Source organism: Fontimonas sp. FW305-C-3, assembly GCF_058783185.1.
This window is the reverse complement of record NZ_JBYSYK010000001.1, coordinates 1,240,417-1,256,336: the sequence shown is the minus strand read 5'-3', so window position 1 is coordinate 1,256,336 and position 15,920 is coordinate 1,240,417. Positions and strand designations below refer to the sequence as shown.

Genomic DNA, 15,920 nt, shown 5'->3' with positions numbered 1-15,920 from the left:
CTCCGACCAAAGACCTCCGACCAAAGTCGTAGTCCTACTCATGGATACCGGCCATTGCCGGGCTGGCGGATTCTTGCGTTCACGCATCGAACGCAAGGAAGCCCCCATGAAGCGCAAGTTCAACGAATCGCCCCGCCCGGTCTTTGTCCGCACCCTTTACGCCAGCGCGATCCTGTTGCTGGGGATGCCGACGGTGCAGGCGAGCACCTGTGAACTGTCTGGCGGCGGCACCGGCAGCACGACCGGAACGGGCGCCAATTCCCTCGGTTGCGGGCACTTCAACATCGCCAACGGCGCCGGCGGCGCGGCGGTCGGCAACAGCAACAACGCGTCGGCCACCAACAGTTCAGCGATCGGTTTCGGCAACTTCACGTCGGGCGCCAACAGCAGTGCGTTCGGTTACGACAATGACGCCGCCGGCCTGTTCAGCAATGCGTTCGGCTCCAGCAGCCAGGCCACCGCCGACCGCACCACGTCGATCGGCGTCAGCAACATTGCCTCCGGCGTCGAGAGCAACGCCATTGGATACTCGAACCTCGCCCAGGGCACTCATTCGAGCGCTGTCGGTTACGACAACACGGCGTCAGGGCACGACAGCAGTGCCTTCGGCCTTGGCAGCAACGCCACCGGCGATCGCAGCACCGCGGTCGGCTACGGCAGCAACGCGAGCGGCGACAACAGCTCGGCGTTCGGCGCCGGCAATGTCGCGAGCCATCTTTTCAGCAACGCCTTCGGCTCCAGCAGCCAGGCCACCGCCGACCGCGCCACGTCGATCGGCGTCAGCAACATTGCCTCCGGCGCTGAAAGCACCGCCACCGGATACTCGAATCTTGCCGAGGGCGATCGTTCGACCGCCGTCGGTCACGACAACACGGCGTCGGCGAACGACAGCAGCGCCTTTGGCCGCGGCAGTCGCGCCACCGGCGACAGCAGCACCGCGGTCGGTTTCGACAATGCCGCGAGCGGCGGCCTCAGCACGGCCGTCGGCCACCAGAACACCGCATCGGGCCTGGCCAGCGGTGCCTTCGGCCGCGCGAACGTCGCGAGCGGCGCCTACAGCACCGCGATCGGCTACGACACCCATGCCACCCGCGCGGACAGCACCGCCGTCGGCCGCTCGAGCCAGGCAACCGGCGACTCCAGCACCGCGATCGGCCACATCAGCAACGCCACCGCTTCACGCAGCACGGCGCTGGGCTTCGGCAACGTCGCATCGGGCGCCAGCAGCACCGCCATCGGCAGCGAAACCCGCGCGACCGCGGTCGACAGCACGGCTATCGGCCGCTCCGGCGAGTCCAACGGCGAGCGAAGCACGAGTATGGGCTACAACAACACCGCGGACGGCAACGACAGCACGGCGATCGGCAGCGACAGCATCGCTTCCGCCATCGAAAGCACCGCCCTCGGAGCCACCAACACCGCATCCGGCATCGGCAGCACCGCGCTCGGCGCCTACAACCTCGCCTCTCAGGAGCAGAGCACGGCGGTCGGCAGCAACAACCGCGCGACCGGCGACGACTCCACCGCGGTCGGCGTCAGCAACAGCGCCTCCGGAGACGACTCCACCGCGGTCGGCATCAGCAACAGCGCCTCCGGCGAAGACAGCAGTGCGATGGGCTTCGACAACACCGCCTCCGGCGTCGACAGCAGCGCGATGGGTCACCAGAACGCCGCCAGCGGCACCGCGAGCAGCGCCATCGGCTACCAGAGCGATGCGAGCGGCGACTACGCCACCGCCGTCGGCGCCAACGGCTTTGCGGCGGGCGACTACTCGCTCGCGATCGGCAATTCCAACAACAGCGATGCCGGCACGCGCGTCGCCGCTGGCGCCACCAACGGCATCGCGATCGGCCGCAACGCCTCGGTCACCGCGGCCGGCGTCGACAGCATCTCGCTGGGCACGGACGCCCGCGTGACGGCCACCAACAGCGTCGCGATCGGCGCGGGCTCGCTCGCCAGCGTCGCCAACACCGTGTCGGTCGGCGCCGTCGGCGCCGAGCGCAGCATCGTCAATGTCGCCGCCGGCACGTTGAGCGCGACCAGCACCGCTGCCGTCAATGGCTCGCAGCTGTTTGCGACCAACGCGAACGTCACGGCGAATACCAATGCGATCGGCGCGCTCGATGGCCGGCTCGACACTGCCGAGGCAACACTGACGACGCACACCTCGCAGATCAATGCACTCGACGGTCGCCTCGATACCGCCGAAGCCACGCTGACGACGCATACCTCGCAGATCAATGCGCTCGATGGTCGTCTTGATACTGCTGAAACCACGCTGACCACGCACACCTCGCAGATCGGCGCGCTCGACGATCGCCTGGACACGGCCGAAGCCACCCTCGCCAACCAGACAACACTGATCAGCGGACTGGACGGCCGCCTGGATGGCGCCGAAGCGGATATCGATGCGCTCGATGATCGCGTCGATGCAACGGAAGACCGCCTGGATACTGCCGAGACCGCGATCGACACGCTCGGCGATCGGGCCGATGCCGCAGAGGATCGCCTCGACACCGCCGAAGCGGACATCGATGCACTCGGCACCCGCGTCGATGCAACCGAAGGCCGCCTCGACGATGCCGAAGACCGCCTCGATACAGCGGAGACCGATATCGCTGCACTCGACACCCGCGTCGACGCAACCGAAGGCCGCCTCGACGATGCCGAGGACCGCCTCGATACAGCGGAGACCGACATCGCTGCACTCGACACCCGCGTCGATGCAACCGAAGGCCGTCTCGACGATGCCGAGGACCGGCTCGATACGGCGGAGACCGACATCGCGACGCTCGACACCCGCGTCGATGCAACGGAAGGCCGCCTCGATGACGCCGAAGACCGCCTCGATACGGCGGAGGCCGATATCGATGCAGTGCAGACCCAGGCCAACAACCAGGGCACCGGCTTTGCCGCGGCACTGGGCGGCGGTGCCGCCGTCGATGCGCAGGGCAATGTCACCGCGCCGAGCTACGCGGTGCAGGGACAGAACTTCAGCAACGTCGGCTCGGCGCTCGAAAGCCTCGACAGCGGCGTTGCCGAAGCGCAGCAGGACGCCAACGCCGCACTGGTCCAGTCCGGCCAGAACACCGTCGCCATCGCGGCGCTCGACAACCGCGTGGACGGCGTCGAGGCGACCGTTGCGACGAACACCGCCGACATCGCCGAGCTCGACGTTCGCGTCACCGGTGCACAGGCCACTGCCGATACCGCGTTGGCGCGCGCCGAGGAAGCAATCGCTTTCTGCGGTCCGTCCGGTGCGACCGATGCGATGCGCTGCGGTGTGCGCAACCAAGCCAGCGGCACCGCGGCCAACGCGATCGGCACCGACAACCGCGCCAGCGGCAGCGGCAGCACGGCGGTCGGCCGGCTGAACCTGTCGACGTCTCTCAGCAGTGTCGCCGTTGGCGCCGGCAATCTGGCGAACGGTCGCAACGCCAGCGCGATCGGTGTCAACAGCACCGCCAGTGCCACCAACGCGATCGCCATCGGCGCCGGCGACGATGCGAACAGCTCGGCGCGCGTCGGCAGCGGTGCCGACAACGGCCTCGCGATCGGCCACGACGCCGAGGTCAGCAGCGGCGCGGCGAACGCCATCGCAATCGGCAGCGGCGCGCTGGCGCAGTCCGCCGGCGGCATTGCGCTGGGTCAGAACGCCACCGCGGTGCAGGCCAACTCGGTGGCGATCGGCGCCGGCGCGGTCGCACGCTCCTCGGTTGCCGTCGGCACCGGCGCGCAGGCCACCGGCACCAACACGACCGCCGTCGGCGACAACGCCGCTGCCGCGGGTGAGTTCGCCGTCGCTCTGGGCAACGGCGCGCAGGCCAGCGCAAGCAACAGCGTTGCACTCGGCAACGGCTCGGTCGCGGATCAGGCCAACACGGTCTCGGTCGGCTCGTCGACGCAGCAGCGGCGCATCACGAATGTGGCCGCCGGCATCGATCCCACCGATGCGGTGAATCTGGGCCAGCTCGACGCCTATCGCGAGAACACAGATGCGCGCCTGCGTGCACAGAACCGTCAGACCAACGCCGTCGGCGCAATGAGCGCAGCGCTGGCAATGGCTTCACCGGATTATCGACTGCAGGGTGGCATGCAGTTGAACGTTGGCGTCGGTCACTACGCCGACAGCCAGGCAATCGGCGCCACATTCAGCGGCATGCTGACCGAACGCAGCTCCGTACGCATCGGCGGTTCCTACGCCGAAGGCGGAGAAAGCATGGTCGGTGCCGGTATGGGAATCAGCTGGTAAATCATCATGGAATCCACGACCAACATGAATACCTCCAACTACGCCACGCACGCGGCAGACCGGGACACGCTGCAACCCCTACTGCCGATGGACGACAACCAAAGCCTGCGCACGACGCTGTACAAGCTGCTCGTCGGCCTGGGGCTCGACGTCAACGGCCTGGATCATCAGGCCGAGACCGTCGATCCGAATACGCTCAACGATCTGCTGCACGGCCTGCAACGCCGGCTGACGGCGGAATTCCAGCCGGCACCGGTCGAACTGTGGAGCTACGATCAGGCGCGCTGGCGCCTGCTAGCGCCGAACGGTCGCGAAGCGCAGCTTTCGCTGGCGGAATCGCAGCTGATCCGCTGCCTGTTCAGCCGCAAGCGCGAGGTGGTCAGCCGCGAGGAACTGCTGGTCGCGCTGAGCCGGCCGCAGCTGGAATCGTTCCGGCGCAATCTCGACGTCACGATCTCGCGCCTGCGCAAGAAGGTTGAGTCGCTGTGCGGCATGCGGCTGCCGCTGGCATCCGCGCGCGGCCACGGCTACGTGTTCAACGCCGCGGCGGACGTGACCGGCTAACCGCCGGTCATCACCTTCTGCGCGAGGACCGCGGCCTGCGTACGGCTCTGCAGGTCGAGCTTGCGCAGCAGCATCGTGATATGGGTCTTTACGGTGGACTCGGCAATGCCGAGTTCGTCGGCAATCTGCTTGTTGAGCCGGCCGTCCTTGATGCGCAGCAGGATGCGCAGTTCCTGGGGCGACAGGCGTTCGATGCGTGCATCGACGCTGTCGTCCTGCGCCGCGCCCGGTTCCGGCAACGGCCACCAGGTCCCGCCGCGCAGCAAGGAGCCGAGGATCTGCTGTATCTGTTCGGGCGATGTCGACTTGGGAATGAAGCCGACCGCGCCGAGCGCCTCGGCGGCGCGCACCCAGGTCCGCGCCGGCGCGCCGGAGACGATCGAGACCCGCAGCGTGTTGAATTCGTCGCGCAGGAACTGCAGCGCCGACAGACCCTCGACGTCCGGCATCATCAGATCCAGCAGCACCAGACTGGCCTGCGGATGGCTGCGCACCGCCTCGCGCAGGGCGGCGAACGAGGCAACCTCGATCACAGCCGCGTCCGGCGCGACACGCTGCACGCCGAGGCGCAGGGCCACGCTGAACAGCGGATGGTCATCCGCGATGATGACGGTTGTTACGGCGTTGCCCATCTGCTGTGTTGCCCCCAATGGTCCTGCATGCCAGGCCGGCTTCAAGCCCGCCGCAGCGTAGTGTGTATCAAGCGGCGCCGGATCTGACGCGCCACTGCGCCAGCTCGCTGCACAATGCACGATATCGCTCGTCGAGCAGCCGCGCGGCGGTGCGCGCGACATCCGCGTCTGCAGCGTCGACCACCGCGGCGCTGCGCGCGCCCAATGCCTGGGCGCCGACCAGCTCGCAGTTGGCGCGGACGGTCGCCGCAACGCGCCGCAGCCTCGCCTGATCCTGCGCATCGATCGCGGCGTGCAGCTCGGCGAGCAGCGCGTCCGCGCCCTGCGTCATCGCGGCGACGATCTCGCCAACCGCCTCGACGCCAAGCTCATCGACCATGCCCTGCAACGGATCGGGTTCGCCATCCTTGACGACGGCGCTTGCGAGCGCGGCAGCCAGCTCATGACGCCGCAGCGGCTTGGGCAGGTGCCGGTCCATGCCGGCGTCGCTGCAAGCCTGTCGTTCGTCGTCGAGCACGCTGGCGGTCATCGCGAAGATGCGCGGCTGGCGGATGTCGGCCATCGCGCGGATCTGCCGCGTCGCTTCCAGGCCGTCCATCACCGGCATGTGGATATCCATCAACAGCAAGTCGTAAGGCTTGCGCCGCACGGCATCGACGGCCTCGGCGCCGTTCTCGACCACATCGGCGCGATAGCCCAGGGATTCGAGCATGCGGGTGCCGACCTGGCGGTTCACCGCGTTGTCCTCGATCAGCAGGATCCGCAGCGGCGCAATATCGCCGGGGCGCGCCAAGGCCGGCAGCGAGGGCTTGCTGACACGCTCCAGCGTCGGCGCCAGCAGATCGAGAAACGCGTCGAGCAGACCGCTGCGCCGCAAGGGCTTGACGCGGACGAGATTGAAATCGCCGAGCGCATCGCCCTGCTGGCGCGCGCTGCTCAGCAGCAGCAGCGGCAACCTGGCGTTGTCGCGATGACGGCGGATGCCGGCGGCCAGCGCAAGGCCGTCCATCTCCGGCATCAGGTAGTCGAGCACTGCCAGGTCGAAATGATCGCCCCGCTCGATCAGCGCCAGCGCTTCGATCGGCGACGGCGTGTCGACGACCTGCATGCCCCAGTCGCCCGCGGTGACGCGCAGGATGCGGCGGTTGGTGTCGTTGTCGTCGACGATCAGCACGCGCTTGCCCTGCAGCACGCCGAGGTCCGGCCGCTGCGGCGGCTGCCAAGCCGGATCGGTCGCGGCGACGAAGCTGAAACGGAAAGTCGAACCGCGCCCCGGATGACTGTCGACGCCGACCTCGCCGCCCATGTGCTCGGCGAGCCGCTTGCAGATCGCCAGGCCGAGCCCGCTGCCGCCATAACGGCGCGTCGTCGAGGCATCGACCTGGCTGAAGGACTTGAACAGGCGATCGATGCGTTCGTGCGGAATGCCGATGCCGGTGTCGCGCACCGCGATGCGGAAGCGGTGCTTGCCGCCGTCGATCGGCTGCGCGCTGACTTCGACCGCGACATCGCCGCGCTCGGTGAACTTGATCGCGTTCGACAGATAGTTGACGAGAATCTGGCGGACGCGGGCCGCGTCGCCGCGCGCCATTTCCGGGGCACCCGGCGCGAAATCGCAGCTGAGGTCGAGGCGCTTCTGCGCGGCGCGGTAGGCCACCAGCTCCAGCGCCTCTTCGATCACGCGACGCAGATCGAAGATTTCGTCTTCCAGTTCCAGCAGTCCGGCCTCGACCTTGGTGAAGTCGAGAATGTCGTTGATGACGCCGAGCAGGTGATCGCCGCTCTGCTGGATCGTGTCCAGGCTCTGGCGCTGATCGGCATCGAGCCGGGTATCGCCGAGCAGTTCCGCGGTGCCGAGGATGGCGTTGAGCGGCGTGCGGATCTCGTGACTCATGTTGGCGAGGAAATCGCTCTTCGCGCGATTGGCGGATTCCACCGCGGCCTGCGCGCTCTCGAGCGCCGCCGCCTGCGCGCGCCAGCGCGCGCCGCCACGCGCAAAAACGTACAGCAGCAGGCTCGCCATCAAACCGCCGAAGGCCACCAGCCAGGGCATCGCCCGCTCGCTCAGCGTCGCGAAACCAGGCTTGGTACGAAACTGTGCAGTCCACTGCCGGCCGGGCATCGCCAGTGTCATGACGGTCCGTCGCACCGGGTAATCGATTTCCGGCAGCGGCACCGGCGCGCCGTCCTCCGTCACGCCCGCGGTCGAATACAGCATGGCATCGGGATTCGTCGTGGTATCGCAGAACACTTCAAAGGCCAGCGGGCTGTCGTCATCGCCGAGCAGGTCCTGCATGAAGCCCTCGGCATAGAAGGTCGCGGTCAGCCAACCCAGATTTTTCTGTTGCCGATGCACCGGCATGTAGGCGATGAAGCCGACCTGCGTTCCGCCCGGGCGCAGAATTCGCAGGCGCGGCGTCAGCACCGCGTCGTCGATCGCGAGCGCCCCTTCCATCGCCAGGCGGCGGTCAACGTCGCGCATCATGTCGATGCCGACCGCGCGTTCGTTCTCGGCGTTCATCGGCTCGGTGTAAAGCACCGGTGCATGCACCGCCGGAACGCTGGGCTTGATCGGCGAAGGCGGCGCACGCAGCTCGAAGTTCCTGAGCACCAGCGGATTCGTGAACGCGCTCGCGTCTTCGCTGCGCACGCGCTCGATGAACGCCGGCAACTCGTCCAGCGGCACCTTCGGCGCGAACGTCATCGAGCGGATGCCGGGATAGCGGGCCTTCAGCTGCAGCTGGCCCGTATAGAAGCGCCAGTCTTCGCGGGTGACTTCGGTCGAGGCATCGAACAGGCCACGGCCGCCGCGAAGAATCTGCATATAGGCGTTCGCGCGCTGTTCGATCGCGGCCTCGATGCGCCGCACCTCGTAGTCGAAGCGCGCCTGCTGGTGCTGCTCGATACTGCTCGCCGTCTGCCAGGCGAACAGCAGGCTGCCGGAAAACACCAGCGCGCACAGCGCCAGGCTGTATTTCGGCGTGCGGATGTCAGGCGTCACCCAGCGCGCTCCTGAGTTGCCGGATCAAGCGGGCCTGACGATCGAGCATCGCCGCGGCGTTGCGGCCCAGCGATGCCATTGGCTCGTCGCCCACTGCGGCGCGCTCGAGCGCGGCAAAGTCGTCCGCCAGCTGGTTGGCGCCGAACTGCAGCGCGACGCCGCGCAGGCTGTGCGCCAGACGCTTGATCGCGACACGATCCTGCGCAGGCAGTGCATCGGCAAGGCGTTGGCGTTGTTGCGGCAGATCGCCTTCAAGGGCGGCGACCATCTCGGCAATCCCATCGCAGCCGAACAGGCGCAGCAGCTCATCCCATATTGCGGGATCGAATCCGCGCCCGGCTCCGGACCCGTCGGCCGCTTCAAGAGCGGCGGCGAGCGCAGGCTGGGTCAGCGGTTTGCGCAGGGATGTATCGGCACCGGCCGTCGTCCCGTCATCCTGCGCCGACATCACGATCAGATAGGGCCGACGCGGTGCCGCGGCCAGCAGCGCATCGCTGCCATCCGGCAGATCGCCGTCGTCGATCAGCAGCGTGCCGCAGGAACTCGCCAAGGCCTCGGACAGGCTCGCGCACAGTTGCGGCGAGGGCCGGCCCAAGCGTTCGATCGAGCGCAAAGCGAGGACTCGTGTAACCGGATCGGAGCACACGATAGCCACCCGCGCGGCATCCGGCTGCACGCCTGTTACGACATCCCTGTCTGTTGTTGCCCCCATGCCCCCGAACCACTGCCGGACCGTCGGTCGCGAGCTTAACATCCCGGCAAGCGCCGCCTTGCCGGGCCGTCAGTTTTGCAAGAATCCGCGCCGCTGAAACAGCCGCGCCTACATGGCCTCGATGATCAGCGGGCGCACCGCGTTCCACATCGCCAGACCGGTTGCCGTATCGCTGCGGATCAGCAGCACCGCGCCATAGCCCGTATCGAGATCGATCCAGGGAACCGTGCCATACAGCCCGGGATCGCTGAGCTCGGGGCCGAGGCTGCCGGGATGCAGCGATGGCGAGGAGACGAAGAATCCGAGGGTGTATCCCGGATACAGACGCGGCGTCACCGGCGTGTAGCTGCGCGGCACTCCGCTGACCTGGTCGGTCTGCATCTTCTCGACCGACGAGGCCGGCAGCACGCTCTCATCGCCGCCCGCCAGAAGCACCTTGAGCAGCTTCGCGTAGTCCGCGGCATTGCTGTAGGCGCCGCCGGAAACGCCGGGATTGGTCACTGTCGACGGATCGCCGTAGGTGAACGTCGGCATGTTCAGAGGGCCGGCGATGCGCGTGCGGAAGAAAACCTGCCAGTTCTGGCCCGAGATGACGGTCGCGATGTAGCCGGCGAGCTGATAGCCCGCCGCGCCATAGTTGAACGCGGTGCCGGGTGTCCTGACCAGCGGCGTATCGGCGATCTGCTGTGCGCAGGCCTGCAGCGTCAACTGGGTTGCCGTATACGAGCAGGCCGGATTCGAGGCGTCCGCCAGGCCCGGCAGGCCCGAGGTGTGCGACAACAGCATGCGCATCGTGATCGTCGCCTTGTCCGCCGGCAGGCTCACATCGCCCGCGGAAAGATAGGTGGCCACAGGCACGTCGAGGTCGAGCGCGCCTTCGCCGACGAGGCTCATGATCGCGGAGGCCGAAGCCAGCTTGCTCGCGGATGCGATCGGCAATGCGGTCGACTGCGTCTGATCGCCGCCACTGCAGGTGAGCACAGTGCGCTCGCGATTGAAGAGCACGAAGCTGTAGCCGCTGACCTGCAATGCCGCAGTGTCCGGGCTGGCGGCGACGAATTCATCCAACGTGTCGCAGACCGGCGATAGCGAGGCACTGCCGGAACCACCCTGACCGGGATCGACGCCGACGTCCTCATCGACATCGCCTCCGCCACCACCACCGCACCCCGAGGCCAGCCCGAGACTCAGCACCAGCAGCAGCGATCGCATCTTCATCAGACAACGCCCAACGCCGGCGTCGCTCTGGCCCTCGCCCGCGGCATTGAAAGCATTCGCCTTCATTGCATTCTCCAATATCCGCGCCTCGGCGCTCGATGTTGGCGGGCAGCAAGCGACGTGCCGTCGATGCAGGAAAATGGGGCCGATCAGGCTTCGCGCCCGATCTGCGCGCAACGTCGTGCTATGCGCCCTGGTTTCATCCAGGCAATTGCGATGAGACCGCAGCGTTGCGTGCAGCCTGCATTGTCCGTCGCGCCATACCTGCATATCGCAGGTACGCGACCGAGGCCGGTCAGTGGCGCGACATGCTGGCCGGCTGCACGCGCACCGGCGCGCTGTGCGCGTCGTCCGTTCGCACCGCACTGGCGCGAAACGCCCGTGGAGACTTCTTGTATTCGCGCTTGAACATCCGCGTGAAATGCGCGGCGCTCTTGAAGCCGGCGCGATAGGCGATCTCGCTGATCGTCGTGCTCGCCGCGCTGGATGTTGACAGGCGCTGCGCGGCGGCATTCAGGCGCTTGCTCCAGAGCACGGTGGAGAACGTCATGCCCTGCCGCTGGAACAGCGAGAAGATGTAGCGCGGCGACACGCAGCATGCGCGGGCAACCGAGCTGACGCTCAATGCGGGATCGGACAGATGCAGTTCGATATGACGCAGCACCGCGCGCATCCGCAGATCGGCGCGACTGGGCGGCTGCAGGCTGCAGGAACCATCGCGCCTGATCGCATCGGCAATCGTCGCCAGCGCCGCGTCGACCAGGCGCTGCGCGGCGATCTCGCCGATGTCGCCCTGGTCCTCGACCAGTTCGGCGAGGATGCGCGCGGCAATGCCGAAGTTGCGCCCGGCGGCCGGAATGCAGAAGCCGGCGGCCAGGTCGCGGCCGAGGTGCTCGCGCACGACATGCGTCGGAACGATCAGGTGCAGCGCTTCGTAGGTCTCTTCATGATCGACGCCGCATTCGACAAAGAACGGCGCGATCGACGTCGCGACCAGGAAGTCGCCGGGCTTGGCCTCGACTTCGCCACCCTCGTGTTCCAGCCGCAGGCGCCCGTGCTTGATGAAGCACAGTACGACGACATCGGTGGCGTCCTCGCGGATGTGCGCACGAGAGCGGCGGAAGGACTGGCGCGTACGCGAACGCGCGTGGATGACCGAGCAGGCGCCGATCGCCTTGCGATGCATCTGCACGTCGATGACCGAGGCAAGCTCGATCAGGTAGTCGCCCTTGTAGGACTCGTGATTCCAGGGACCGCAGCAGGCATTCCTGCCGCGGTCGAGATTGCGCCGGTCGAAGACGTGCTGTGTTCTCATTGTCGGTTCCGCGTCCTTGCCGCCGATCAGAAACTGCCGCTCAGGCGCAGCAACAAGGTGCGCGGCTGGTTATAGACGTACTTGTCGACCTTGGTCACAACGCCGGCCCTGTCGTAGTTGGTGATGCCGCGTTCATCGCTCAGGTTGTTCACGGTCACGCTCATTTCCGGCAGCCAGCGGATCGCCGGATTCGCGAGGGTCAGCTGCGTATCCCACTGCTGGTAGTCGAACAAGGGTTTCGTCTGTTCAAGATCACCATAGGCGCCGCTCAGCGAGCTGTGACTCAGGCTGGCACCGGCGACCCAGTTGCCGAAGCCGTGCGTATATGCCAGCGTCGCCGCCGTCTGCCAGCGCGCCGCGTAGGGCCACTGCGTGCCTTCCGGAATCGTGTCTCCCGACTGTCCGACAAACGGTTCCGCGGTCTCGGTGCGAATCCAGGCGGCCGACACATTCAAGGACAGGCCTTCGACGACCGGTGGCAACCACATCAGCGAACCCTCGACGCCGGTACTCGTGACGCTGCCGGTGTTGTCGAGATACGGAATGCCGAGCACCGAATCGGCGAGCAGGATCTGCGGATCGGTCCAGTCGATGTAGAACACCGTTGCGTCCGCATGCAGTGTGTTGTCGAGCCACTGCGTGCGCGTGCCGATCTCGTAGTTCCACAAGGTATCCGACGTGAATCGCTCCGGCGCCTGCTTGGCCGACAGGGCGCTGGTGAAGCCGGGCTGCAGGCCGCCGCTGCGGAAGCCGCGCGAGGTGGCAGCGTAGTAGGTAACGTCATCGCTGTAGCGCCACAGCAGCGATGCCTTGGGATTGAAGCCGCTGTCCCTGACGATGCCGGCGATCACCACCTCCGGACTGCCCTTCAGCAGCACCAGCGCGCCGTTCTGCACGGCACTGCCTTCGAGACGCGACCGGTAATAGCGTCCGCCGATGCTCAGCTCGACCGAGTCGCCGAGTTCGCGCGTGAGGTCGCCGAACAGCGCGACATCCTCGACCTGGACATCGGTGACGACACGCAGCACGTTCACCGAGTCCTGCTGCGCGAAGATCAGGCGGCCGAGCGGGCCGAACAGGTCGGCAAGGGCGGACAGGTCGACGCCTGGCAGCGGGTCCGTCGAGTACTCCGGCACGAAGAACAGATCTTGCGTCGAGCCGACGGCGCCGATGACCCAGCGCCACGGCGAGCCGCTGTCCTTCGACACCAGGCGTAACTCCTGGCTCAGCGTGTCGGAGTCGCTGATGTCGTCGAGCAGCAGGATCGGCCCGATGTCGCCGAGCAGATCGTTCGACGCATCGTTGAGCTTGTGCGCGTTCTTGTTGACCCAGGCGGTGTCCGATACCAGTTCGACACTGTCGAAGGCGTAGCGCACGACCAGATCGGCGAGCTGGTATTCACTGTCGCTGAAACCGCCGAATCGATTGAGGTCGCGCGACAGCTCGCCATCGGGATTGTCGGCATACGGCACGTCGTTGACCTCGGTCTGCTGCCAGACGTAGGTCAGGCGGATATCCCAGGCCTCGTCGGGGCGCCAGCCGAGCTGACCGCGCGCGCCACGCTGGTCGATGCTGTTGACGTCGCGCTTGCCGGTGCGGGTGTTGTCGATCCAGCCCGGCGCTTCGCTGCTGAAGGCCATACCGCGGAACGCCAGCTCCTCGCCGAACGGCACGTTCAGCGCCGCGCCGTACATCGAACCTTCACCGCCCTGCTCAACCGCGCTGTACTGCGCGAACCAGCGGGTTTCCCATTCGCCGAACTTCGGCGCCTGCGGCACATAGCGCACCGCGCCATTGAGCGCCGATGAACCGAACAGCGTGCCCTGCGGCCCCTTCAGCACTTCGACGGTCTGCATGTCGAAGGGATTGGGGTCCAGTGTCACGCGCGGAAGGTAGGCATCGGTGAACGACACGTCGTTGAACAGCACGCCGGTCGTCGGATTGCCGAGCGTGGTCGTCGAGATGCCGCGGATCGTCACCTTCGATGCATTGGTCGCATCGGCGCTGAAGGTCATGCCGGGCACCATGCGCGTCATGTCCTGCACGCCCTGCGCGCCGCTGCGCTCCAGCGCGTCGCCGGTCAGCGCCGAGATGCTCGCCGGAATCTCGCGCAGCGACTGCTCGCGCTTGGTCGCCGTGACGACGATCTCCTCGATCTGCGCCGGCGGCCTGCGCTCCTTGAGTTCGGGTACCGGCTCCGGCTGCTGTGCGACGGCAATCGTCGGCAGCACTTCATCGGCAGCTGGGACTTCGACAGGCGCCGCAGACGGTGTCGGACTCGGTAGTGGGGCGTCCGCCGGTTGCGCGGCTTCGGCGCTTGCGTCGGCTTGCTCAGAGACAGGGCCGTCCTCATCGGCGAGCAGCGCGTCGAGATCGAACTCGAGCACCTCCGCATCGCCCGCCTTGTCGCCGGCGGCGTCCGGTCCCGGCGAGTCCTGCGCGGCGACCGTACCGTTCAGCGCCAGCAGCAACAGCGTGGTGGTCAGTGTCGTCCTCATTGTGCGGACCCCGTCGCTGACGGCGATGCCAGTCCGGTGATGCCGATGCGGTCGGCCGGCACCGCGCAGACGAACGAACCCGCATCGTCGACCGGACCCTGGCCGTTGTAACGCGGCTCTTCAGGCATCGGACAGATCAGTCGCGAGCGCACGACGCGGCGCTCTTCGTCGCGACGCACGACCGTGATCGCACCTGGCGTCTTGTTCTGCGTAACCCACTCGTCGAGCACGCCCAGCAGGTCCGCTTCGTTGGGGCCGCCACCGCCGGTGCAGTGGCCGATCGTCGGCGAGGTGTAGAGGCGCACTGCCTGATCGAAGGCCTCCGCGGCCTGGCCGGCCTGCAGCGCCTTGTCGCGGGCGAGATCGAAATAGCGGTAGGTGCCGCCGGGGGCCAGCGTGGTATCGGCGAGTCCGTGCCACAGCAGCAGCTTCGAGCCGCGCTGAAGAAAGGCGTTCAGATCGGGCTGGTGGGTGACGTCGATCAGCGCGCGAACCTGCCGCGCCAGTTCCGGGCCGTCCTTGACGACATCGAAGCTGCGCACGTCGACGCGACGGTCGGGCGGCAGCAGGATGCCCTGCGCATAGGCGGCCGACATCTGCTCGACCGCCGACGGCGCCCCGAGCAGCAACCACTTCAGCAGCATGCCGACCGGTGGCCCCGGCTCCGGCGCGCGCATCTCCAGCTCCCGGCCCGAGCCATGGCGTCCGGCGATCATCTCCCGCACCAGGGTCGTCTGCGATGCACCGGCGTAGAAGGCGCGCGACGCCATCGTGTCCTCGTAACCACGGCCCTCCGGCGGCAGCACGCTGCCATCGCTGAGCACCGGCTTGTTCCAGATGCGCTCGTAGATCTTGAACCTGGCGGTGTCCAGGCAATCGCTCTGGCCGTCGGACTTGCAGAGAAGCTGATCGCGCGGCAATTCGCAGCGGCGATCGTCCTGGATCAGTCCATCCTTGAGGCCGTCCTTGGCATCGCAGGCCTCGCGCACCGTGCGGCCGATCAGCTTCCACTCGTCTTCCGACAGCGGCGTGTCGATCAGCGTCTGCGAGTTCCAGATCCAGTTGAGCGTGATCGTGCCGGCGTCGGCCGCCGGTGCGCCGGAGAGGATGCCGTCGTAGTCCTCGGGATAGCGCTGTGCCTCCATCAGGCCGGCGCGTCCACCGTTGGAGCAACCGCGCAAGTAGGATTTCTCCGCGGCACGATCGTAGTAGGCGGAGACGAGCGCCTTGGAGCCGACCGTGGCGGTGTGCACGCCGCGGTGAATCCAGTCGGTCAGCTGCTCGGGATTGAACCAGTACGAGAAGTCACTGGCGAAAGCCGCCGTGTGTCCTGCGTCAGTCGTTGCGGTGGCGTAGCCGCGCTTCACCGCGGTGCGCACGTCGGTGAGCACACCGACGCCGCCGCCGGTCGCCTCGAAAAGGAACTTGCCGTTCCATTTTTCCGGCAGGCCGAGCACGAAGCGCAGGCTGTTGCCCAAGGTCTGCATCGTGCCTTCGACGTTGCAGAAGCCGGCACCCTCGAAGCTGTCCAGCTTCGCGGCCAGTACTCGCACGCCTTCCGGAGAAGCCTTGGCCAGCGCCGCCACCGAACACTCGGGCGCAGCCTGGGCGCTCACGCACCACAGGCTGGCCAGCACAAGGATCATCCTCGACGGATTTCCGCGCATCGTTCTTCTCCAGATTGACGGTCGCCTGCCGTGCTTTGCGACAGGCGATGCCGTTCACAAC

The 15,920-nt window shown here is 67.1% G+C and carries 9 protein-coding genes; 2 read left to right on the top strand and 7 right to left on the bottom strand.

The genetic code is table 11. The annotated features are described in order from the left end of the window. The first annotated feature begins 106 nt into the window (after window positions 1-106). A complete protein-coding gene (locus AC3WUF_RS05775; protein WP_492423324.1) occupies window positions 107-4,252 on the top strand; it encodes a YadA family autotransporter adhesin in 4,146 nt (1,381 codons plus the stop codon). A 6-nt stretch (window positions 4,253-4,258) separates the two neighbouring features. Next, the gene (locus AC3WUF_RS05770; RefSeq protein ID WP_492423322.1) at window positions 4,259-4,816 is read left to right on the top strand and encodes a winged helix-turn-helix domain-containing protein; all 558 of its coding nucleotides are present in this window, start codon (window positions 4,259-4,261) and stop codon (window positions 4,814-4,816) included. Here the strand turns inward: AC3WUF_RS05770 and AC3WUF_RS05765 are convergent. The 7 genes from AC3WUF_RS05765 to AC3WUF_RS05735 all read right to left on the bottom strand — a co-directional run bounded on the left by AC3WUF_RS05765 (window position 4,813) and on the right by AC3WUF_RS05735 (window position 15,859). After that, window positions 4,813-5,448, bottom strand: coding sequence for a LuxR C-terminal-related transcriptional regulator (locus tag AC3WUF_RS05765; RefSeq protein ID WP_492423320.1), 636 nt, complete (start codon window positions 5,446-5,448; stop codon window positions 4,813-4,815). The two genes, AC3WUF_RS05770 and AC3WUF_RS05765, sit on opposite strands and share 4 nt — an antisense overlap. A gap of 67 nt (window positions 5,449-5,515) precedes the next feature. After that, complete coding sequence (locus tag AC3WUF_RS05760) at window positions 5,516-8,449, bottom strand: response regulator (RefSeq protein WP_492423318.1); 2,934 nt, start codon at window positions 8,447-8,449, stop codon at window positions 5,516-5,518. Continuing rightward, a complete protein-coding gene (locus tag AC3WUF_RS05755; RefSeq protein WP_492423316.1) occupies window positions 8,439-9,125 on the bottom strand; it encodes an Hpt domain-containing protein in 687 nt (228 codons plus the stop codon). Before AC3WUF_RS05755 ends, AC3WUF_RS05760 begins: the two co-directional genes overlap by 11 nt. A gap of 144 nt (window positions 9,126-9,269) precedes the next feature. Next, a complete protein-coding gene (locus AC3WUF_RS05750) occupies window positions 9,270-10,445 on the bottom strand; it encodes a serine hydrolase domain-containing protein (RefSeq protein WP_492423314.1) in 1,176 nt (391 codons plus the stop codon). 229 nt (window positions 10,446-10,674) lie between these two features. Further along, the gene (locus AC3WUF_RS05745) at window positions 10,675-11,694 is read right to left on the bottom strand and encodes a helix-turn-helix domain-containing protein (RefSeq protein ID WP_492423312.1); all 1,020 of its coding nucleotides are present in this window, start codon (window positions 11,692-11,694) and stop codon (window positions 10,675-10,677) included. 26 nt (window positions 11,695-11,720) lie between these two features. After that, window positions 11,721-14,192: a TonB-dependent receptor gene (locus AC3WUF_RS05740; RefSeq protein WP_492423310.1), complete on the bottom strand. Its 2,472-nt coding sequence runs from the start codon at window positions 14,190-14,192 to the stop codon at window positions 11,721-11,723. Then, complete coding sequence (locus AC3WUF_RS05735) at window positions 14,189-15,859, bottom strand: tannase/feruloyl esterase family alpha/beta hydrolase (RefSeq protein WP_492423308.1); 1,671 nt, start codon at window positions 15,857-15,859, stop codon at window positions 14,189-14,191. The genes AC3WUF_RS05740 and AC3WUF_RS05735 overlap by 4 nt, the downstream gene beginning before the upstream one ends. Between the last annotated feature and the right edge of the window lie 61 nt (window positions 15,860-15,920).